At 51.6% G+C, this 19,214-nt stretch carries 20 protein-coding genes; 4 read left to right on the forward strand and 16 right to left on the reverse strand.

What is annotated here, in order from left to right; translation table 11 throughout:
- Positions 1 to 21 precede the first annotated feature (21 nt).
- Both SD10_RS07505 and SD10_RS07510 read left to right on the forward strand, forming a co-directional pair.
- Entirely contained in the window at positions 22 to 564 is a 543-nt protein-coding gene (locus SD10_RS07505; RefSeq protein ID WP_046376375.1) for a DUF1003 domain-containing protein, read from the forward strand.
- A 260-nt stretch (positions 565 to 824) separates the two neighbouring features.
- Positions 825 to 2,180, forward strand: a complete 1,356-nt coding sequence (locus tag SD10_RS07510) for a family 1 glycosylhydrolase (protein ID WP_046579188.1) — start codon at positions 825 to 827, stop codon at positions 2,178 to 2,180.
- A gap of 228 nt (positions 2,181 to 2,408) precedes the next feature.
- Here SD10_RS07510 and SD10_RS07515 read toward each other — a convergent pair whose 3' ends face one another.
- Together SD10_RS07515 and SD10_RS30225 are read right to left on the reverse strand one after the other, a co-directional pair.
- A complete protein-coding gene (locus tag SD10_RS07515; protein WP_046376376.1) occupies positions 2,409 to 3,038 on the reverse strand; it encodes a DUF4142 domain-containing protein in 630 nt (209 codons plus the stop codon).
- Between the two features lie 478 nt (positions 3,039 to 3,516).
- Positions 3,517 to 3,639, reverse strand: coding sequence for a hypothetical protein (locus SD10_RS30225; RefSeq protein WP_262507401.1), 123 nt, complete (start codon positions 3,637 to 3,639; stop codon positions 3,517 to 3,519).
- A 244-nt stretch (positions 3,640 to 3,883) separates the two neighbouring features.
- On the opposite strand from SD10_RS30225, the gene SD10_RS07520 reads away from it, so the two are divergent.
- Complete coding sequence (locus SD10_RS07520) at positions 3,884 to 4,126, forward strand: hypothetical protein (protein ID WP_046376377.1); 243 nt, start codon at positions 3,884 to 3,886, stop codon at positions 4,124 to 4,126.
- A 446-nt stretch (positions 4,127 to 4,572) separates the two neighbouring features.
- Complete coding sequence (locus SD10_RS07525) at positions 4,573 to 5,055, forward strand: response regulator (protein WP_046376378.1); 483 nt, start codon at positions 4,573 to 4,575, stop codon at positions 5,053 to 5,055.
- 217 nt (positions 5,056 to 5,272) lie between these two features.
- On the opposite strand, the gene SD10_RS07530 is transcribed toward SD10_RS07525, so the two are convergent.
- The 14 genes from SD10_RS07530 to SD10_RS07600 all read right to left on the reverse strand — a co-directional run bounded on the left by SD10_RS07530 (position 5,273) and on the right by SD10_RS07600 (position 19,156).
- Positions 5,273 to 5,578, reverse strand: coding sequence for a hypothetical protein (locus SD10_RS07530; protein WP_052731110.1), 306 nt, complete (start codon positions 5,576 to 5,578; stop codon positions 5,273 to 5,275).
- A gap of 66 nt (positions 5,579 to 5,644) precedes the next feature.
- Entirely contained in the window at positions 5,645 to 7,507 is a 1,863-nt protein-coding gene (locus SD10_RS07535; RefSeq protein WP_046579192.1) for a cytochrome c oxidase subunit I, read from the reverse strand.
- 587 nt (positions 7,508 to 8,094) lie between these two features.
- Positions 8,095 to 8,856 carry a hypothetical protein gene (locus tag SD10_RS07545; RefSeq protein WP_046376380.1) on the reverse strand — a complete coding sequence of 254 codons (762 nt, stop codon included), beginning with the start codon at positions 8,854 to 8,856 and terminating at the stop codon, positions 8,095 to 8,097.
- 104 nt (positions 8,857 to 8,960) lie between these two features.
- Complete coding sequence (locus tag SD10_RS07550) at positions 8,961 to 10,130, reverse strand: zinc-dependent alcohol dehydrogenase (protein WP_046376381.1); 1,170 nt, start codon at positions 10,128 to 10,130, stop codon at positions 8,961 to 8,963.
- On the reverse strand, positions 10,111 to 10,959 hold the full coding sequence (locus SD10_RS07555) for an SRPBCC family protein (RefSeq protein WP_046376382.1): 849 nt from the start codon (positions 10,957 to 10,959) through the stop codon (positions 10,111 to 10,113). The genes SD10_RS07550 and SD10_RS07555 overlap by 20 nt, the downstream gene beginning before the upstream one ends.
- 43 nt (positions 10,960 to 11,002) lie before the next feature.
- Entirely contained in the window at positions 11,003 to 11,503 is a 501-nt protein-coding gene (locus tag SD10_RS07560; protein ID WP_046376383.1) for a DUF2231 domain-containing protein, read from the reverse strand.
- Between the two features lie 152 nt (positions 11,504 to 11,655).
- Positions 11,656 to 12,144, reverse strand: coding sequence for a ferritin-like domain-containing protein (locus SD10_RS07565; protein WP_046376384.1), 489 nt, complete (start codon positions 12,142 to 12,144; stop codon positions 11,656 to 11,658).
- A 275-nt stretch (positions 12,145 to 12,419) separates the two neighbouring features.
- The gene (locus SD10_RS07570; protein ID WP_046376385.1) at positions 12,420 to 13,280 is read right to left on the reverse strand and encodes a glycosyltransferase family 2 protein; all 861 of its coding nucleotides are present in this window, start codon (positions 13,278 to 13,280) and stop codon (positions 12,420 to 12,422) included.
- Positions 13,281 to 13,343: 63 nt separating this feature from the next.
- Positions 13,344 to 14,192 (reverse strand): FRG domain-containing protein, encoded by an 849-nt coding sequence (locus tag SD10_RS07575; protein ID WP_046376386.1) that lies wholly within the window; start codon positions 14,190 to 14,192, stop codon positions 13,344 to 13,346.
- A gap of 318 nt (positions 14,193 to 14,510) precedes the next feature.
- Complete coding sequence (locus tag SD10_RS29350; RefSeq protein WP_148562394.1) at positions 14,511 to 14,915, reverse strand: hypothetical protein; 405 nt, start codon at positions 14,913 to 14,915, stop codon at positions 14,511 to 14,513.
- A 438-nt stretch (positions 14,916 to 15,353) separates the two neighbouring features.
- Positions 15,354 to 16,019, reverse strand: coding sequence for an alpha/beta hydrolase (locus SD10_RS07585; RefSeq protein ID WP_052731111.1), 666 nt, complete (start codon positions 16,017 to 16,019; stop codon positions 15,354 to 15,356).
- Between the two features lie 100 nt (positions 16,020 to 16,119).
- Complete coding sequence (locus tag SD10_RS07590; RefSeq protein WP_046376388.1) at positions 16,120 to 16,350, reverse strand: hypothetical protein; 231 nt, start codon at positions 16,348 to 16,350, stop codon at positions 16,120 to 16,122.
- A 137-nt stretch (positions 16,351 to 16,487) separates the two neighbouring features.
- The gene (locus SD10_RS07595) at positions 16,488 to 16,901 is read right to left on the reverse strand and encodes a response regulator (protein ID WP_046376389.1); all 414 of its coding nucleotides are present in this window, start codon (positions 16,899 to 16,901) and stop codon (positions 16,488 to 16,490) included.
- A gap of 38 nt (positions 16,902 to 16,939) precedes the next feature.
- Positions 16,940 to 19,156, reverse strand: coding sequence for a bifunctional alpha,alpha-trehalose-phosphate synthase (UDP-forming)/trehalose-phosphatase (locus SD10_RS07600; RefSeq protein WP_046376390.1), 2,217 nt, complete (start codon positions 19,154 to 19,156; stop codon positions 16,940 to 16,942).
- Positions 19,157 to 19,214 lie beyond the last annotated feature (58 nt).

Here is a 19,214-nt window from a genome sequence, read left to right on the forward strand (position 1 = left end):
ATCATTAAATCGATCTGATCGATGGAAACGGACCGTGATCACCCTAATCGGCAAGTAAGTTCGCACATGGCCGGTATTGTCGAGCGTAACATCAAGGCCCTGTTGGCACGCCGACAGCAGGAGAAGGCAAGGAAGATCTTATCTGATAAACTGGCCGATACGGTCACGGATTTTGCGGGCAGTTTACGCTTTGTCTGGATTCATATCCTGCTGTTTGGCGGCTGGATTGCCTGGAACCTAGGCTGGCTGGGGCTGAAGCCGTTCGATCCGTCGTTGGTCGTGCTGGCTATGGCGGCCTCGGTAGAAGCAATTTTTCTCTCCACATTTGTCCTCATTAGTCAAAACCGAATGGCCGCGCTGGCCGACAAACGTGCTGATCTGGACTTGCAGGTAAGTTTGCTGGCCGAACATGAAATCACACGGCTGGTAACGCTGGTAACCGAGATAGCCAAGAAGATGGATATTCCGGCTGCCCACGACCCGGAAATAGCTGAACTAGCCAAGGATGTACGGCCTGAAAACGTGCTGGATACTATGGAACGCCACGAACGGGACAGCTTATAGGCTTCTTTTGTGGTGTAATGTTATGATAGTTAGTCTGTTGTCTTTCTGAGGAAGCAGGCTACTACCGGCAGAATGCACTGCACGTTTCGGCTTGCCAACCCTGCTTTATTCCTTAAACATTTATTGGTGATCCGGGACAAGGGCCATTGCCTCACAAGGATACGAACGGGTAAGACGTAGCGAAGCAGACCCGTGTTGAACATATCTAATCAATGAACGGACTCCTAGCCTGAATGGGCTTCAGCCGGGCAATCATTACAATGAGTAATCGTACTATAAGTCGATGGCCGAAAAACAAGGTTCAACAAACCAAATTGGCGTTGTGGGGCGGCCTGGAGTGTACCGTAAACCGGGTCGGTGATGACTATCAGGACCAGGTAATTCGAAGCGGCCATCATCAGCGACCGCAGGATATAGACTTAATTGCCAGCCTGGGCATTAGTGCCCTGCGTTACCCCGTTTTGTGGGAACGAACGGCTCCCAACCACCCTGATGAGCTGGACTGGAGCTGGCCTGACGAGCGATTGAACCGGTTGCAGCAGGTAGGTATTCAGCCCATTGTTGGTCTGGTGCATCACGGTTGCGGCCCTCGATATGCTACGTACGACAACCCCGCTTTTGCCAGCGAACTAGCCCGCTACGCAGGGCGTGTTGCGGAGCGATACCCCTGGATAGATGCCTATACGCCCGTCAACGAACCACTTACCACCGCTCGCTTTGGGGGACTTTATGGTCATTGGTATCCGCATGGCTATTCCAGCCGGGTGTTTGTCGATTTATTACTTAACGAGTGCCGGGCTACAGTTCTGGCTATGGCTGAGATCAGAAAGGTCAGGCCCGATGCTCAACTCATTCAAACCGACGACTTAGGGAAGACACACAGCACACCTCTACTAAACTACCAGGCTGAACTGGAAAATGAACGCCGATGGCTGAGTTGGGATTTGCTCTGTGGCCGGGTAACGCCAGAGCACCCTTTGTGGGACTATCTGTGCCGGTCCGGTGCAAGCGAACGTGACCTGTGGTTTCTGGTCGAACACGCCTGTCCCCCCTCGTTGATTGGGGTTAATCACTACGTAACCAGTGAGCGCTACCTCGACCATCGGGTGCATAAATATCCTCCTCATATATGTGGAGGCAACGGTCGTCATCGCTACATTGATACGGAGGTGGTACGGGGCGCACCAAACCAGCGCACTGGCCTTGGCGGATTGCTGCTGGAAGCCTGGCAACGCTATGGTATTCCGATGGTCGTTACGGAGGCTCACCTGGGCGACAGAGAAGAGGAGCAGATGCGGTGGCTGGGCGAAATCTGGCAACAGGCGCAGCAGGCAAAAGCACTTGGTGTTGATGTTCGGGCGGTAACGTGCTGGGCTTTAATGGGCTTGTATGATTGGCACTGCCTGCTTACCCGCCGGGAAAACAAGCACGAGCCCGGCGTATTTAATGTGAGCAGTGGTCATCCCGAACCAACGGCGCTGGTGTCTATGCTTCAGGGGCTGGCGGCTGGCAAACCCGTTGAGTCATTGGTGCCGCCGGGCCTGGGCTGGTGGCAGGTAGAACATCAATTCTCCGCTCTGAGGTCGTCATTCGCCAATGCGATACAACTCTGCTAATAGACCACCAGACAGGGGAGGAACATACGGAAAACTAACCTCTGCTACTCATAACCGTTCAACCGATTCCCAATGTTGATTTATACGCTAGATGGTAATTAAGTGCGTTGGGCTGTTAACGCTATTTGTCTGCCTAATGGCCTGAACGCAACTACATTTACTGCTTAAAACGACGAAAGCTGGTTCGACTCTTATAAGAGTCGAACCAGCTTTCGGCATTAGTACAGATTATAATTTGTCGACAATTTGCCGAGCCACTTTCAGGTGGGTTTTTATCAGAGGATGAGCCGCTTTGGCAACGGCTTTCAGGCTGGCGTCCGATGCGCTCGACTGAACAGTTGACATAACGATGTCGAGTTTCTCGTGGCCTTTAACACCACTCTCGGTCAGGTACAGGCGGTCGAAAGACATCCCCGTCGCACTCTGTAACTTACTCAGCATCGTCTGCGTTTCGGCATCCGGTCCTGTGGGCAGCGTCATGCCTTTCGCACTGGCAATTTCCTGGAGTTTAGCCGACAAGCCAGTTTGTTCGTCTACTTCGGCCTGTGCCAGAAGCTTGATTTCGGGGTTAGTGGCTTGTTGTACGGCCAGCTTGCTGGCTTCTAACTGCATAACGCCCCCTTTGGCCACCTGTAACATCAGGTCCTGATCGGCACCGGAGAGTTTCTCGGGGCTGGCCTTCACGGCGGCTACAGCGGCCGCCCCTTTCTTGTTTTGACTGTCGAACGACGAGGTACTTTCCTTACCCACCGTAGTGGTCGAGCCCGCGGTCATCGTTGAATTGGTCTGCTGCGCCAGCGATGCCGTTGCGAGAGACAGAGATACGAACAGGCCGAAAGCCATTGACTTGGTTTTCATAACGTTTGTTTGAGTATTGATTTTGAAATAATTGCTGTTTCTCAAGAGCAACGGCCTGCTCATGGCTACTGTTCTCTGTCGCTGGAAAGAGTAAGGGAACGGGCCTGGCTGCGGGCTTTTCCCTGGTTGGCTCCGTTGCTTTCAGGAGGGTTTGGGTAAGGTGACGGCACCTCATTAATAATGGCAAAACCCATCGAAACAGTCCAGCCATTCCTCGTAGGTGTTGAGCTTGACAATGTAAGAGTCACTACGATATAGATATGAGTCCCGAATGTCAGCAGGATCGCTGGAGTAGCTTAACATAACAACGGATATCTCTGGGTAAATGATGGGTTTTAAAAGTTAGAGGTAAGTTCCAGCCCGTTGTGCGGTAAGGCAGATACAGGTCCGGCAGAATCAGCCGGGGTAATGTCTTGTGTTCCTGTAGGCAGTTCTCTAAGTAATAAATTGCCTGGGTTGCATCGGGCATCCAGACGGCCTACACTTCTGGAAAACGCTGTAAAAGCGCCCATTGACTAATAAACCATTGATCGGGATTATCCTTAATGACCAGGATAAACGCTTTTCGCTTCGTATCCACTTTGGCAACAGGCTGATACATTATATAGAGGCTTGTTTAAATTACATACAGATGTATATAATTATGTTTCTCAAGTATTTATAGAAATTATCAGATGTTGTTAAAAAGTTAGAAATTGTTTCAGTGATCCCCTGATAGTATTCACATTCAATTATCAGTAAACATTTCCATGCGCCTTATTTAGTCAGAAAGACTACTAAACCTTCTGCGAGCCTATTCGTTAAACGGATGAAAACATACAGTTAATTACTCAACACGTATCAGTATGGAAGACGAAGATAAAGAAGCGATCATTCGGGCCAAACAGGCCGTTTCGCCTGCGGGTTTAGGCGACCGCTCCGATAAATCAACGACCTTACCCGGCAACAGCTTACCCGAAGATACTCCGCTCAGCGGTATGGACACGGCACCATCTGACGATGAACTGGATGACGATGAGGCCACAACGACTCATCCGAACCGCAATCGTGATGGGAAAGTCGACATCGGCAAGCCTCCTTATAGCTAAGAAAGAGGTCTTGGCTGAAGTTTCGGCACACAGTAAAGGCGTTTCCAATTGGAAACGCCTTTACTGTGTAAATCTGGGTATAGTGTCTAATTGTGTTTGTTTTACGATAGGCCTAGAGGCCGTTACCTAATTCAGGTAATTTTACAGGGGGCAGTCCCTTAATAGGTTTTGACGGGCATCCAGCGCTGGGCCCGTTGCATAACAATACCGATATAACTGCCAGGATGGGCCTTCTACCAGATGTCATGGGTAAAAATTGAATGAGAATGCGGTTGGTTATCGCTTTGGTAAGAAAAGATATACTTATTTGTCTCAACGACAAGCGTTAAATCAATAGAAAAAGAGCGGGCAGGTCAAATTTTTTGACTAGAATAAGGTAATTTTATAATCCATTGAATAAGTAGATTAGTTCTGTCTATACCCGGTGAATATCTCCCTTCAAACATATGAAAAGTAAAAGCGATCAAGCCCGAATTAAGGCAAACTTTAGCCAGGCCAAAGTACTGGTCATCGACGATAGTGATGACCATTGGCTCCTCATAAAGAAAGCCATGCAAGCGTGCCTTTCTGAAGTGACGGCCGTACGGGCTGCCACTACGGACGAAGCACTTGATTGGCTGAAAGAGTGGCAAACTCAGGAGTGGGAGCTACCCAAACTAATTATACAGGATTTGTATGTACCGAAGCGGGAGAATGGATGGGCGTTGCTCCGGGCTATAAAAGAGATGCCTGCTCCGTTGAATCAAATCCCGATTGTCATGCTTAGCTCATCCACGAGCAGTTATGATATTATGCACGCTTATAAACTAGGGGTCTCCTCGTACCTGACTAAGCCCGGCAGTTATGAAGAATGGATTGCCTATTTTCAGGAAGTACGTACATACTGGTGGGAAACGGTCAGCTTGCCTCCTCTACAATTTAGCGTATAATAAATAAGGTCTACTTCGAGAACTGTGTCCTCACAAGCGTCACAAGCGGGCTAACCATCCGGATGAGTGGACCGTGAGGACACGGCCCACGAAGTAATTAACGAAATACCCTACTCCAGGGGCTGTGCCTCCATAGTCCTCACATGCCTCCGCAATAACCTTCTGGGTAGGTGGGCCGTTTCCTCACGGCCCACGGAGTGATTAACCCGAAGCGCCCTCAGCCCGGATCACCGCCCTGCGGTCTTGGTTCGCCCGGATCATTAAGACCTGATCCGGTTGTTACCTGACCACCACTTGTCCATAAACCACCGCCATTGGCCCCGTTGTTTTTGGTATTTTCTCCGCTGGGCTTATCGCGCGGGCCGTCAGGGTCAGATGTGTTTTCCGGGTCGTAATTGTCGGCATGGCTTCCCACATACGACTCGCTTTCTTCAGCCATGTCCGCTTCTCTGGGGTCGCCAGGGGTAGGGCCATTTTTGGCGTCTGGCTTGTTGTTGGTGTACTCGGCGTCCTGCGTTGTCATGATTTTTTAAATTAAGTTGATGAATCAATCAGGCCACCAGCTATGTCTGGTAGCCTGATTGCTACCTTAATGCGGTTGCTTAAACTGATCGTTGAGGTTCTGGGCTTCAATGACTTTTTCCAGTTCAACCTGTTCCGTTTCGTGCGGTAAATTGGACTCTGGCGTTTGGGAGAAGGGTACGTTTTGCGGGATAAAATCTTCCACGGCGTTCGGTTTGCTGTAGTCATACGGCCACCGATAAACGGCGGGCAGCTCGCCGGGCCAATTGCCGTGTCCGGGGTGGATAGGCGTCGTCCATTCCAGCGTGTTCGACCGCCACGGGTTTTGCGTTGCCTTTTTACCTTTAAACATGCTATAGAAGAAATTCCACAGGAAAATCCACTGGCCCGCGAACGTCATAATGGCCGCAATGGTAATGAAGGTGTTCATGCCCGAGAAGTTACCCTTCATGAAGTCATAGCTCGTAAAGGCATAATACCGCCTTGGGAAACCCGCAATGCCCAGGTAGTGCATCGGAAAAAATGTGAGATAGACGCCAATGAAGGTTAACCAGAAATGGATGTTGCCCAACCGCTCGTTCATCACCCGGCCAAACATCTTGGGGAACCAATGATAGACCCCGGCCAAAAGCCCGAATGCCGCAGCAGCGCCCATAACCAGGTGAAAGTGAGCCACCACAAAATAGGTGTCGTGCAGCGGAATGTCCAGCGTCGAATTGCCTAGAATAATACCCGTTAGACCGCCTGAAATGAAGAAAGAAACCAGCCCGATAGAAAACATCATGGCCGTTGTAAACCGGATGTTGCCTTTCCAGAGCGTGGTGATGTAATTGAACGCTTTAACCGCCGACGGAACGGCAATGATTAGCGTCAGGAACATGAACACAGAACCTAAAAAAGGATTCATACCCGACACAAACATGTGGTGACCCCACACGATAAACGACAGGAACGCAATGCCCATCAACGAGGCAATCATGGCTCGGTAGCCAAAAATCGGCTTGCGGGCGTTCGTCGCAATAATTTCGGACGTGATACCCAGTGCGGGCATAATCACAATATATACCTCCGGGTGACCCAGGAACCAGAATAAATGCTGAAACAAGATGGGGCTTCCACCTACATTAGGCAGGGCTTCACCTTTGATATAAATTTCGGATAGATAAAAGCTGGTGCCAAAGTGCCGGTCGAAAATGAGCAGCAGTACGGCAGAAAGTAGAACGGGGAAGGAAATCAAGCCCAGTACCGCCGTTAGAAAAAAGGACCAGATCGTTAAGGGTAGTTTGCTGAACGACATACCCCGCGTGCGCAAATTGATAACGGTGGTGATGTAGTTGATGCCGCCCAGTAGCTGAGAGATGATAAAGAATGCCATGCTAATGAGCCATAGCGTCATGCCAACTCCTGAACCCGGATGGGCCTCCGGTATGGCACTCAGGGGCGGGTAAATGACCCAGCCGCCAGCTGCTGGCCCCGTTCGAACAAATAGGGACGAGAACATGATCAGGCTGGCCAGGAAGAAAAACCAGTAGGAGAGCATGTTGAGAAAGCCCGACGCCATGTCGCGGGCACCGATCTGCAACGGAATAAGAAAGTTCGAAAACGTACCGCTCAATCCGGCTGTCAGAACAAAGAACACCATGATGGTGCCGTGCATGGTAACCAGCGAGAGGTAAAAATCCTGATCCAGTTTACCGGCCTCATTGATCCAGTTGCCCAGAATCGGACGCAGGAAGTCCAGCTTCATGGACGAAAACCCCAGTTGAAGTCGGAAAAAAACGGATAAGCTCAGACCAATAACCGCCCAGAAAATCCCCGTAATCAGGTATTGCCGGGCAATGGTTTTATGGTCCTCGGAGAACAGGTATTTCCGCCACCGGCTTTGCGGTTCGTGTTCGGCATGAGCCGCATGATGGGCCTCTGTCCCCATTGAAAGCGCATCGGCTCGCGGGGTTGTTAAGCCCAGACGCATACTGGCCGACCCGGCGAATAACCAGCCGAAAAAAATGGCTGAGATCACAAGTACTCCTGTAAGTAGCATACAATGAGACTTTTAAGGATTGAATACTGAGTTGTTATTCTGGTTTCTAAGAGATAGGTGGCGGTAAGCTAGTTTACTTGGCGAAACATCTTTACGCGAGCAGTGGGGCGCTGCTCTTTCGATAAATGAGGATATGGGGAAGTTGGGACTTGTGTGGGCCAGGCTCTGGCTTAGTCCACACAAGTATTAGGTTATAGGATGCTCTTTGTAGCGTTCGGGCGTAGGGGGCTGGGGCCTTCCTGCCGAAAAAGCGGAGTATCCTGGTCGCGGAGTAGTTGAAGTTCGGACTTAGGCCGGCGTTTTTTGTTGTGTTTTTTCTTGCCGATGGCCTCATTCACAGGAGTCGGGTTTAAATTTCTTGTTAGGTAAGTCAACAATCCCGAGGCTAGTAATAAAGCTAATAGCCCATACATTATTTTTAGCTCCTCGTTCATGGCTCGTGTAGGTTGGTTCAATAGGAGGTAGTACGGGAGTTCTTAATCGGTATCATCATCCAGGCTATGCGTCACCAGCTTAGCCAGACCGATCGCTCCCTGTTTCGCTTTTGCATCGCCCCCCGGCGTTTGGGCGACAACGCTGAATACGTGGTTATTATATAGAACGTGAAGCGCTTTTTTGCCGGGCTCCCAGATCGCTTTATCGCCTACATTCTCAACCGCCACACCCGTAGCCGTATTCTTCGCTGGACTGGCAATGGGCGGAGTCGGATCGGTTATGCCATCGATGGGCCCCGATGGATCATTGCCGCGGGCAGAGTCCTGTTTGGCACTAGTCGTTGTGGTACTGGCCGGCAATTCGGCGTTTGTCCCCTGAGGTTGCGGTCCGTAAATAGTCGGTTTGGCTGGCGTGTTTTCATCTGCTGCTTTTTTTGCCTCTGGCTGAAAAAGCTTATCGAAGAAATATTCCGACTGGAATGTAGACTCGAAAGGTTTATTGCTTTCCAGGTAAAAACCAACTTTGTTGGGACCCCACCGCAATTCACAACTGTTAAGCTCGCTGTATTTGGCCAGTTCTACGTTTTCGCCCAATTGAAACAGATTCCGGACGAATTCCTCAGGCAGGTAATTGCAGCGCTCCTGATAATGGTAATCGGTGCTGAGTAGCCAAGTTCCACTGACGCGTTTGGCGACTTCATCATCGCCCGTACCGGCTGCGCTACCGTTATCGATGTTGTCCCGTTCCTGAGTCGAGCAGGCAATCAGGCACAAACCAATAAATAGAAGATTTACTTTTCTCATTGTCTAGTCTGTCAGAATGGCTTTGCTAGCCTGTTTTCAGTTATCAGCCTTTGTAATGTTAGTCGTATGTACTTGCCGAGTTGGTTTGCGGCAACATGGTTGAGCTACAATCCTGGAGCAAAAACGACCCGCATCGTTTCTTTTTTGTTGAACAAATCGTACCCTTTCATCCCTGCATCGAGCGACATTTTGTGCGTTAGCAGGAAGGACGAGTTGAGTTCACCTTTTTGCAGATGCTCCAGCAAACGGGGAATGTAGCGCTGGCCGTGCTGCTGTCCCATCCTGAAGGTCAGGGCTTTATTCATGGCAGCGCCCATAGGCACGCTGTCAATCAAGCCACCGTAAACACCAACAATGGAGATCGTGCCGCCTTTCCGGCAGGCCATAATGGCTTCGCGGAGCACAATGGGCCGGTCGGATTCCAGCCGGACATACTGCTTGGCTTTGTCGTAGTAATAGTCCAGCCCTTCGCTCACGGCCTCCATGCCCACACAGTCGATACAGCGGTCGGGGCCGCGCCCGCCTGTTAGTTCGCGCAGGGCCTCGTGGATATCTACTTTTGAGAAGTCGAGAATTTCGGCTCCACTGATTTCTTTCGCCATCCGGAGCCGTTCGGGCTCGCGGTCAATGGCAATCACGCGGGAAGCGCCCAACAGAAAAGCACTCTGAATAGCCATCTGGCCAACTCCTCCGCAACCCCATATGGCAACAATATTGCCCGGTTGAATATCGGCCAGATCAGCTGCCATAAACCCCGTTGGCATTGCATCGGATGCAAAAACGGCGGCCTCATCGGATAGCCCTTCGGGAATAACAAAACAACCCCGATCGGCAAACGGAACCCGAATGTAGTCGGCATGCGAACCGGCGTAGCCACCAAAAGCGTGTGAATAGCCCAGGATGCCCGCTGGCGAATCGCCATAAGCTTTTTCCGGAATCCAGGCGTGGGGGTTCGAGTTATCGCACAACGACCAGTTGGTATCTTTGCAATACTGGCATTCGCCACAGCCCAGAATAGAGCAGACAACCACCCGATCGCCTTTGCGCAACTGCTTTACCTCGGAGCCGATTTCGACCACCTCGCCCATAAATTCATGCCCAATAATGTCGCCTTCGCGCATGGTTGGCACGTAGCCATTGAGCAGGTGCAGGTCTGAGCCACAAACCGACGATAGAATAACCCGGATGATGGCATCTTTGGGGTTGATAATGGATGGATCAGGAACCCGCTCGGTGCGCAGGTCGCCAATGCCGTTATAACATACCGCTTTCATGTTGCTGGTCCGCGTCTGCGTATTTAAGTGAGGGCTTCTGACTGATTTCCTGTTCGCTCTCGCGGCCCGATGGCTGCCCTTTGATGGTGGCTATCTCCCCGGTTTCCATCAACTGCTTGAACCGGCGCAGATCCTGTTTAATCATTTGCTCGAAAGCCGGATTAAACAGTTTCATGATGGCTCCGCCCAGTTGGCCCGCTGGTGGCCGGTATTGAATAACCGCATGGACTTCGGTTCCCTGTCCATTGGGCGCATCCATAAAGCGAACTTCACCCGCGTTGTCGATCTTGGCATCGTCTACTGACTTCCAGACCAACTGCTCGTTTTCGACTTCCGTAATGATCTGGGCATCCCACTCAACGGTTCCCAGTGCACCGGCCAGCTTATTATCGGCCAACTGCGCTACCCAGTGCGAGCGTTTGTCGTCTAGTTGCTGAACCTCCTTCAGGTGGTACATGAAGCGAGGCAGGTTTTCCAGTTTTCGCCAGTAGGCATACACTTCTTCGCGCGGTTTGTTGACTGTCAGGCTTTTGGTGATTTCAATCAACGCCTTCGTTGTATCGGTTGAATCGGTAGTGTTTCGGCCAATGGCGCTGTTGACCAGGCAATTGCCGGACGCTCCCCGGTAAAACAGGTAGCCGCCTATAGCCACCGTTAGAAATCCTCCCAACGATTGACGGCGGAGGCCGGATGAGAGTAACAGGACCCCACCCGCCACCGACAGGATCCGTTCGCCTGCGCCAACATTTACCTGGCTCGAGCCGGTGTTGTCTGGTTCAAGTTCGCCAATGCCGAGTACACTGGACAGGGGTTTTTTCTTGTTTTCCATAGTTGTTGGTCGTTTTAGAAGCAAAGGCAATCGGGCGATCAACCTAGCGAATGTTGCTGTCTGATGCCGGACGTCCTGATAATGAATTGGGTGAATTCAGGTGGGCCCCGTCATCGACGCCGACACCCAGCCGGTCGATTAATTCGCCCCCCAGCCAGCCGGTAACCCCGGAGACCGCGAAGCCAAGAAAAGAAGCGGTGAGAGCCACCATCGACGGTGCGTAGGCGGGTTCATCGCGCCGGACAAACCAGCTTAGCCCGAAGAGTAGCAGCACAATCACATTGCCGATTCCATGAAAGGCGCCCACTTGTCGGGCACGGGTTCCGGCGGGTATGGCCATCCAGTCGATCAGGCCTGGCACCGCGGCAGCAAGGCCACCGATGAGGCCCGCAACGGTCATCCAGTAAGAAACAACCGACATGGCCGGGTTGTCGTTTAACAGATAGACGACGTTGAAAATTACCGATGTGGCCAGCAGGCCAAGCGGGAATACGATAAGAATAGGGTGCGCCGGGTGACGCGCCAGTTTTGCTTTACTTTCCATAAATCAAGGGTTGGGTCGGCCAGGAAATGGCTGGCCGTAAACGACCGGTCAGCGGAGCACCCAGCTAAGGTCAGCGCATAGCCGGTGATTGAGTTTATGCGGGCAGATGGTGCATGACAGTCATTCATTACCTGCCCGCATGACACGCATATTTATGACTGGGCAGCCTGCTGATTTACAGTACGGGTCGCAATGGTTGTCAGTTTCTCGTCTGTCGACTTTTCTTCCTGTAGAGTTTGTGCCAGTAGATCGGCTATCTCGGTTTGACCAGCCTGTTGGGCCAGCGTCCGGGCAGTACCATAAGCGGCAATTTCGTAGTGCTCCATTTTCTGAGCGGCTCCGATGATGGCTGCGTCAGCCAGTTGGTCGTCTTCAAGTTGGCTCAACAGGTCCTGGGCTTCATCGATCAGGCCCTGCATGGCCATACACGTTTCGCCATCGGGATCGATACCCATTTGCTGCGCAATTTGTTCGAGCCGCTTCACCTGCTGCTCGGTTTCACGCTGGTGCGTTTGGAACGCCTGGCGCAATTGATCGTTCTGGGCACGCTCCATCAGTTGAGGCATGGTTTCGAGCGCCTGCATTTCTGCGGAGTACAGATCCTGGATCGTGTGCTCCATAAATTCCTGCATCGTCTTCATAAATTCTCTGTTGGTTTTGTTAGCGGTATAACTCGATCGACCAATGAGCGTACGGAACTTCTGCAAAAAGTAAGGATTTGGTCTCGGGCCGTTTTGGGAAACCAATAGATAACGTGAAGGGTGGGCAATTGAAGGTCTAATCGGCTCATTGAAAGCATATTGTGAAAAATAGTACCCCGACGAAGGAGGGCTCCTGACGTGTCCTGTCGCTCAAAAAAGGACACCTCAATATCCCTCTTTAGTCGGGATGGCAAAAAATCACTTGTCTGAGTTGGCTAATAAAAACTTTCAATCTTCAGGATTTGCTCTTCGATGGGCTGCGGAACAACCTCCCGGTCAACCAGGATGGAAGGGGCCGACTTTAAGGCATCCCAGAAACCTTTGCGAACATTGATATCCGCAGCCATCTGCTTGAAAATAAGCGTTGTATGTCGAAAGGCATAGTACGCCGGTCGACGCAGCCAGTAATACCAGAGCGTATCGCGTGTAATATGTCGTGTCCGTTGGGCGATGTTTCGCAGCGGAGAAGGGTAATGATGAGCCACCATATCATCAGCATAGGCTAAACTCCAGCCTTTAGTGCGCATGTCGACCGAAAACATCCGTTCTTCGCCCGCGATAGCAAACCGGCTGTCGAATCCGCCAACGCTCAGGTAGGCTTCCCGCCGAACAACAACAGCGCAGCACACAAACCCCAGTACGGCTGGGCCAGGTAGCGGACGGGGATCGGTTAAGGGGCTATTCTTCATCGCGTCGCAAACACCATCTACTTCCTGCGACTCCCCAATCAATATTTTACTTGCCAGCACGCCCAGATGCGGGTATTTGCGAAAATAAGTAGCGGCTTTTGTCAGGGCGTCCGGCTCCCAGAACGAGTCATCGTCGCAGAATGAAACCAGCGAAGTTTTGGCCAGCTCAACGCCGTCATTACGAGCTGCACACCACTTATTCTGATCGAGTGCCAGCACCGTTACCTGTGGGTAAACGGCTTTCACCCGATCGGGAGTGCCATCGGTAGAAGCGTTGTCGACAACAATAATGGGTGGCTTTTGCGGGAGATTGGTTAGTTTATCCAGTGTCCACAACAAAGTGTCGATTCGGTTTCGCGTAACAATAACAATTGTAATATCTTCCATTGCTGATCTACTTCCTGTTTACGATATCCTTCCAAATTGGTCAGGTAAAAGGGGGTTTTAGATTTAGTCGTTCTGGCGGAACGAGAGTAGTTCGTCCGGAAACTCTTTATAGCGGTTGGCCACCGGGTGGGCCGTGGGCTGCACGTACTGCCGGCGTAACCACCGGCTCAGGCCGTCTAAACCAGGAAAAAGCACTCGTTCATTCACATTGGCCTGATCCAGTTTATCCCGTATTTCCCATTTGAGGGAACGGTCGATGATGAGCTTACGGTACATGTCCGGCCGTTCTTCGAGCCACTCACTCAGCGACACACAAGGGCTGGATACGACCGAAAACAAAGCATACTGATTGACAATGCGTTCATCAATGGAGGGCGGCTCAAAAAGCAGCACAAAATGGTCGTCGGCCAGCCTGTCAAACGCATCCAGTGACTGAAGGTGACTCAACATATCGACCGTAAAAATATCGGCACCCTCCTCATTAAGTAGCTGGCGCAGCGAATCAGGCAATTGCTGGTGTACTTTCTTGTAGTCGAGGCACCAGATGACCCCGTCCCGGTCGTATAACTCCAGAGAAGCAGTCACAAAATGCAGGGCAACATAGGGTGAAAATGTCCAGTCCAGCAGGCGGGTAGGTAACCCGTGGTGTTGCGCTACCGAAAGCCAGTACCAGAACGAGTTATGCTCCGCGATGTTACGGAGTGCGTATTTCTTGAAATTCCGTAGCAAATGCCGCTCGCTATGCGCATAACCTTCTCCTAACCGCATCAACGATGTATTGAGTGTAAAATCTGCATCGGCCATTCCCCGAAAGGCAAAAGGTGGCCGGAAACGCTGGATGGTTGGCGACCAGGCGTCTTGGTACAGACAATCCATCAACTGGCTCCAGGTTGTAACCCGCTCCTCCCGCATAAAGCTAACTGTTAAATATAGGGTGTAATCAGATTTTCTTCGAGGACTGCTCCTGGTCCATGTCCTCACAGGCCGTTCTCGCTAAAGCCATCCGGGTAAGCAGGCTGTGTCCCCACGGATTGAGTACACTCCAGGGAGATCCATATCCTCGGTTCGTGAGGACACGAACCGCTCATCACGATGGTTAGACTCTTGCCCGCCCATGAAGGGAAGGATATAGCTCAGGAAGTAAGCTCTGATAAATAACGTACGCTAACGAGTGAGTCTTGGGTAGCCCATTCGTTAGCGTAGAAACCTGATAAAAGAAGCATGTACGACTTAAGGACGGCCTCCTCCGCTACCCGATGAGCCGGATGTGCCACTGCCGCCCGATCCACCACTTCCTGAACCGCTGCCCGTGGTGCCTCCACTGGCTTTGCTATTTTTATGCTTGCCACCCGACTTGCTACCCATCGTACCCTGGCCCGATGTGCTTCCGCTCGACTGGCTGCCAACGCTTCCTGAGCCGCTCGATGAACTGCCCGATCCTGAACCAACCGTTGAGCCACTGCGCCCTGAGGTGCCTGACCGGCTACCGGAGCCACTTCCTGATCCCGACTGGGTACCCGATCCGGTACTGCCTTGTGATGATGAACTTCCACCTTTTGTGTTTGTGGACGACTGAGCTTGTGCACCCACGGCTACTGCTGTCAGCAGGGCAACCGTCATGATTACTGTTTTCATACGTTGAATTAGTTTATAAGTGCATGTGTTCAGACACTCATTTCCCTCAACCGGTCGAGACGGTAAAAAGGCTTTGGCAAAAAGTGATGAGTGAGGAAACGGTTCCATCGACTCATTCCGTCGTTTGTATCTGCTCCGGTTTTTACAGACCATTTCTTCCTTCATGACAGAGCCGGTAGCCCACTCTTAGGGTCGGCATAGTTGGTAACACACGATAGGGCTATCACAGGATAATCATGTCCATTATCGACATACGATGCTTGAATGGGCCGAACTACTGATCAATTAAGCACCCCAAATTAGCTATGATGAAAATAGACCTCGAATACCTGGCCTATGATGTGTGCGGAGCTATTACAGATAGGGTCTTTCTGAACGAAGCGTCGGGTTGTAGGACAGATGCATCCATTTGGTGCATAAACCAAGGGATGAAATGAATTACTGTAATTTATCCGATAACCAGTTCAGTAGGTCATTATCTATTTGCTGGCGACATTCATCAAGCCCGTGACGGCAGCCTTCGTAAAGACGAATTTCTTTGGGTTCGTTGGCTCGTTCGTAAATCTGCTGCGAACAGCGGTCGGGCAGAATTTCGTCGGCGGTGCCGTGCATCAACAGCAACGGCCGGGGGCTCAATTCGTCAACCAGACCCGTACCATACGTCTGGCTGCTGAGGGCAGCCACAGCCACTACGTTTGTCGTCAGCACACCGGCATTAATGACTACTGCCCCGCCAAACGAGTGGCCAACCAGCGCCACCCGTTCGTGGCCCCGCTGGAGCCGCAGGTAGGTAAGCCCAACCAGTGTATCCATCACGCAGTTTTCCAGATTACTCGGAAATCGATAATGAAGCCGCAGCGACGCAATGGGGTACTCGGTCAGTTGGGCGGCCAGTCGTGGGTATAAGCCGCCAGCCGGTCCATCTAATCCACCGCTGGCCCCGCCTACCCAAACCACCGCGGCTTTGGCTCCTTTAGCCTCGTGATAACGGGCTTTTATGTTACCGACGTTGGTTTGTAAAACCAGGTCTTCTACACCATTCACGACACCCTGCTGACGAACGGACTCCAGGACGATACTTACTTCCTTTTTTCTTGTTGTCATAGGCCTGTTGCTGCTAATCCCGATTAAAAAAGCGGAAGCGGGTAGATAAAACGCTTACGTACCCAATGCGTCGTATGAAGCAGAGAACGGCATGCGCTCATCACGCATTTCCGGTCTCGCTAATGTTATCGCTCACTTCTTCATCGCCGAAGTTGTCCCAGTCGTCTCCTTCTTTCCAATCATCTCCATTGCCGGTCTCGTTACCATCGTCAACGGCATCCGGGTCATTGTTCACTTGTTTGGTGCCCGTTGCGTTGATCGCACTGCCAGTTCCTGCGCCATGTATACCATGAGCATCGTCCGGAAAGTAGAGTTTACTATATCGATTCATGTTCTTTCTGCCTTTACGTTATCAGTCGATAACCGATTCCCGGATTAAGGGCAAAGGCGGTAATCGCAAAAATTAGGATTTGGTCCCGGATGAACGCTGGCTTTTACGAATTAACCGCATGGATACTGTTGTACCCATTAGACAAGGGCGTGCATCAGACCTGACAGTTGCTTGACCAGTCTGTCGTATTGTGTTTCCTTGGAAAGAACCAGTTCATAGCCTAATTGCTGGCACTTGGTTTCATCGACGGGCCTTTGTTTTGTGGCCATAATGACCACCGGAATGGTCTGCCAGACGGGTGTCTGAGCCAATATGGTCAAGGCAGCGTAGCCTTTTCGGAGGGCCATATGCCAATCCATAATCAGCAATGATGGCTCCGGGTAAACGCCCCCACGCAGGGCGTCCAGTAACTGCGCTTTTTGCGTAAAGAAATAGAGAACCGCCGTTGGGCAGGCCTCACCGAATGCCTGCCGATACAGGTATTGGTCGTCGAGCTGGTCATCGGCAATAAATATAATTGGGTAAAGGACGGATTGAAGTTGCGTTTTCATAAAGGGTTGCTATTCCTTACACGAATGACGAAGGGAAACTACGGCAGTTCAGCCGCCTTTAGAGGCTGGTGAGGGTTGACAAACTCCCGCAACAACGCCAGCACCTGTGGCACGGATTCGAGTCGGTATCGGGCCGCGGTTGCGCCCTGGCCCACCTTGATGGTGTGGTGTTCGGGACCTGCCAGCGCCGAGAACATGTCTTCGTCGGTACGGTCGTCGCCAATAGCCAGGACAAATTCATAGGGGTAAGCCAGGGCCAACTGCCTGGCCATGCGGCCTTTGTCCGTATCCGCATTTTTAACTTCGACAACTTTATTGCCATCGAGGACGCGGAGTTGATAGGGCAGAAGTACTTCGAGCGTAGTGATCATTTCCCGTGACCGGTCGAACGCAATTTCTTCGCCAACATTTCGGTAATGCCAGACCAGCGAGTGGCTCTTTTCTTCGACGAATGAACCAGCACAGCGGCTACAGAAATCAGCCATAAAGGGCCGTACCGTCTCTTTCCAGGTATCATCGTCCAGTACCGAGCTTCGCCAGACACCTTCCTGCCGGAGGTAGGTGCCGTGTTCGGCCACAATATCAATAGGCAGGCCATCCAGCCAGCGGTCGAGGGTGTCATGATCGCGTCCGCTGATCACCACGACCTTGTTGTTGGGAAGGGCTGCTAACTCGCTTAGCAGGTCGAGAAGGGCTGCCGAGGGCGCTGCCTGTTCGGGCGTATTGGTGAAGTCGGCGAGTGTACCGTCATAATCCAGCAGGAGTAGCCGTGACTGGGCTTTTTCATAGACCTCCAGCAGTTTGTGTTTTCCAGCGCCCCGCAGGCTCCGGCTATGACCCAACCGCTTGCCTTGCCGGGTGGCGAGCAACCGATCGAAAAAGTCATTGGCCCACTGCTTAACATCGTATTCCCGAACGCGTTGCTGCATGACCCGCATCCGGCGCTGTTGTTCGTCGGGCGGCATGGTCAGCGCCACCAGCATCTGTTCTGCCACTTCGTATTCATCCAGCGGATTCACCAGCAGAGATTCTCCCAGTTCATTGGCTGCGCCTGTCAGTTCGCTAAGCAACAGCACGCCCTGCTCATCCTGACGCGATGCAATAAACTCTTTTGCCACCAGGTTCATGCCGTCCCGCAAGGGCGTGATCATGGCCACGTCGCAGGCGGTATAGAGCGCGAGCAATTGCGAAAAACGGAGCGACGCATACCGGTACACGATAGGTACCCAGGTCAGGGTGGCAAACTTTCCGTTGATGCGCCCGACGGCCTGTTCGATCATCTGTTTCCGCTCGCCGTAGGTCTGAATCTCATCCCGTGACGGAATCACGACCAGAATAAACACCAGGTTTCCTTTCCAGTCGGGATGCGCTTCCAGAAAAGCTTCCAGGGCATCCAGGCGTTGCATAACACCTTTGGTATAATCCAGCCTATCGACCGAAAAAATAATCTTGCCCGCATAGGTGGCTTTCAGTTCATCGCGTTCGGTTGCTACATCAGGCTGGTCGAAAGCATTGTGGTAAAGGTCGTAATTGATACCAATGGGAAAGGCCTGCCCCTGCACAAACCGGTCCTGATACGGGATTTTTGCCAGGCTGTGCGACAGGCCGAGGTTGAGCTGTATCGACTCCAGAAAATGAACCAGGTAATCGTTGGTATGGAAACCGATCAGGTCAGCGCCCAGAAGACCCTTCAATAAATACGTTCGGCATTGCCTGGTCAACAGCCGTAGCAACTCGTTGGATGGAAACGGAATATGCAGGAAAAAACCAATGGTTGCCTCGGGGGCCTGTTCGCGAATCAGTTGGGGCAGTGCTAAAAAATGGTAATCGTGTACCCAGACCATGTCGTTGGGCTGCAGCAGCTCGACGACTTTCTCGCAAACGGTTTGATTGGCCGCCTGATACGCTTTGAAGGCTTCATCGTGGTAATCCACGTACGACGGGAAGTAGTGGAAAAGCGGCCAGAGCACCGAGTTCGAGAAGCCGTTGTAAAAGCCTTTATTCGTGGCTTTGTCCAGAAATACCGGCACATATTCGAAATCGTCATTGACCTCGTGTTTGTGATTATCCCATGTCCGTTGGGTAAAATCAGCGCAGCCAATCCAGAGCGGTTTTTGCGAAGCCGTGCCTAACTCCAGCGATTTAATGGCCGTTACCAGGCCTCCCGACGACGACGTAACCGTTGTTGTTCTATTCTTGGTTTTTATTGAAAAGGGCAAACGATACGAGATAATGACAAGGCGATTGTTCTTCATAGAGTCTTGAATCAGGCATTTCATGGCACTGGTTAAGTAAGTTAACCGTTGTCGCCAA

Source organism: Spirosoma radiotolerans (genome assembly GCF_000974425.1).
In the GTDB taxonomy this organism is placed as follows: domain Bacteria; phylum Bacteroidota; class Bacteroidia; order Cytophagales; family Spirosomataceae; genus Spirosoma; species Spirosoma radiotolerans.

Bases quoted from the DNA above. Each gene is read 5' to 3' on its own strand.
- SD10_RS07520 (WP_046376377.1), top strand. From the start codon at position 3,884: ATGGAAGACGAAGATAAAGAAGCGATCATTCGGGCCAAACAGGCCGTT.
- SD10_RS07545 (WP_046376380.1), bottom strand. From the start codon at position 8,856: ATGAGAAAAGTAAATCTTCTATTTATTGGTTTGTGCCTGATTGCCTGC.
- SD10_RS07595 (WP_046376389.1), bottom strand. From the start codon at position 16,901: ATGAAAACGCAACTTCAATCCGTCCTTTACCCAATTATATTTATTGCC.
- SD10_RS07505 (WP_046376375.1), top strand. From the start codon at position 22: ATGGAAACGGACCGTGATCACCCTAATCGGCAAGTAAGTTCGCACATG.
- SD10_RS07585 (WP_052731111.1), bottom strand. From the start codon at position 16,019: ATGACAACAAGAAAAAAGGAAGTAAGTATCGTCCTGGAGTCCGTTCGT.
- SD10_RS07530 (WP_052731110.1), bottom strand. From the start codon at position 5,578: ATGACAACGCAGGACGCCGAGTACACCAACAACAAGCCAGACGCCAAA.
- SD10_RS07510 (WP_046579188.1), top strand. From the start codon at position 825: ATGAGTAATCGTACTATAAGTCGATGGCCGAAAAACAAGGTTCAACAA.
- SD10_RS07590 (WP_046376388.1), bottom strand. From the start codon at position 16,350: ATGAATCGATATAGTAAACTCTACTTTCCGGACGATGCTCATGGTATA.
- SD10_RS07525 (WP_046376378.1), top strand. From the start codon at position 4,573: ATGAAAAGTAAAAGCGATCAAGCCCGAATTAAGGCAAACTTTAGCCAG.
- SD10_RS07555 (WP_046376382.1), bottom strand. From the start codon at position 10,959: ATGGAAAACAAGAAAAAACCCCTGTCCAGTGTACTCGGCATTGGCGAA.
- SD10_RS07565 (WP_046376384.1), bottom strand. From the start codon at position 12,144: ATGAAGACGATGCAGGAATTTATGGAGCACACGATCCAGGATCTGTAC.
- SD10_RS07560 (WP_046376383.1), bottom strand. From the start codon at position 11,503: ATGGAAAGTAAAGCAAAACTGGCGCGTCACCCGGCGCACCCTATTCTT.
- SD10_RS07570 (WP_046376385.1), bottom strand. From the start codon at position 13,280: ATGGAAGATATTACAATTGTTATTGTTACGCGAAACCGAATCGACACT.
- SD10_RS07535 (WP_046579192.1), bottom strand. From the start codon at position 7,507: ATGGGGACAGAGGCCCATCATGCGGCTCATGCCGAACACGAACCGCAA.
- SD10_RS07550 (WP_046376381.1), bottom strand. From the start codon at position 10,130: ATGAAAGCGGTATGTTATAACGGCATTGGCGACCTGCGCACCGAGCGG.
- SD10_RS07515 (WP_046376376.1), bottom strand. From the start codon at position 3,038: ATGAAAACCAAGTCAATGGCTTTCGGCCTGTTCGTATCTCTGTCTCTC.
- SD10_RS07600 (WP_046376390.1), bottom strand. From the start codon at position 19,156: ATGAAGAACAATCGCCTTGTCATTATCTCGTATCGTTTGCCCTTTTCA.
- SD10_RS07575 (WP_046376386.1), bottom strand. From the start codon at position 14,192: ATGCGGGAGGAGCGGGTTACAACCTGGAGCCAGTTGATGGATTGTCTG.
- SD10_RS30225 (WP_262507401.1), bottom strand. From the start codon at position 3,639: ATGTATCAGCCTGTTGCCAAAGTGGATACGAAGCGAAAAGCGTTTATC.
- SD10_RS29350 (WP_148562394.1), bottom strand. From the start codon at position 14,915: ATGAAAACAGTAATCATGACGGTTGCCCTGCTGACAGCAGTAGCCGTG.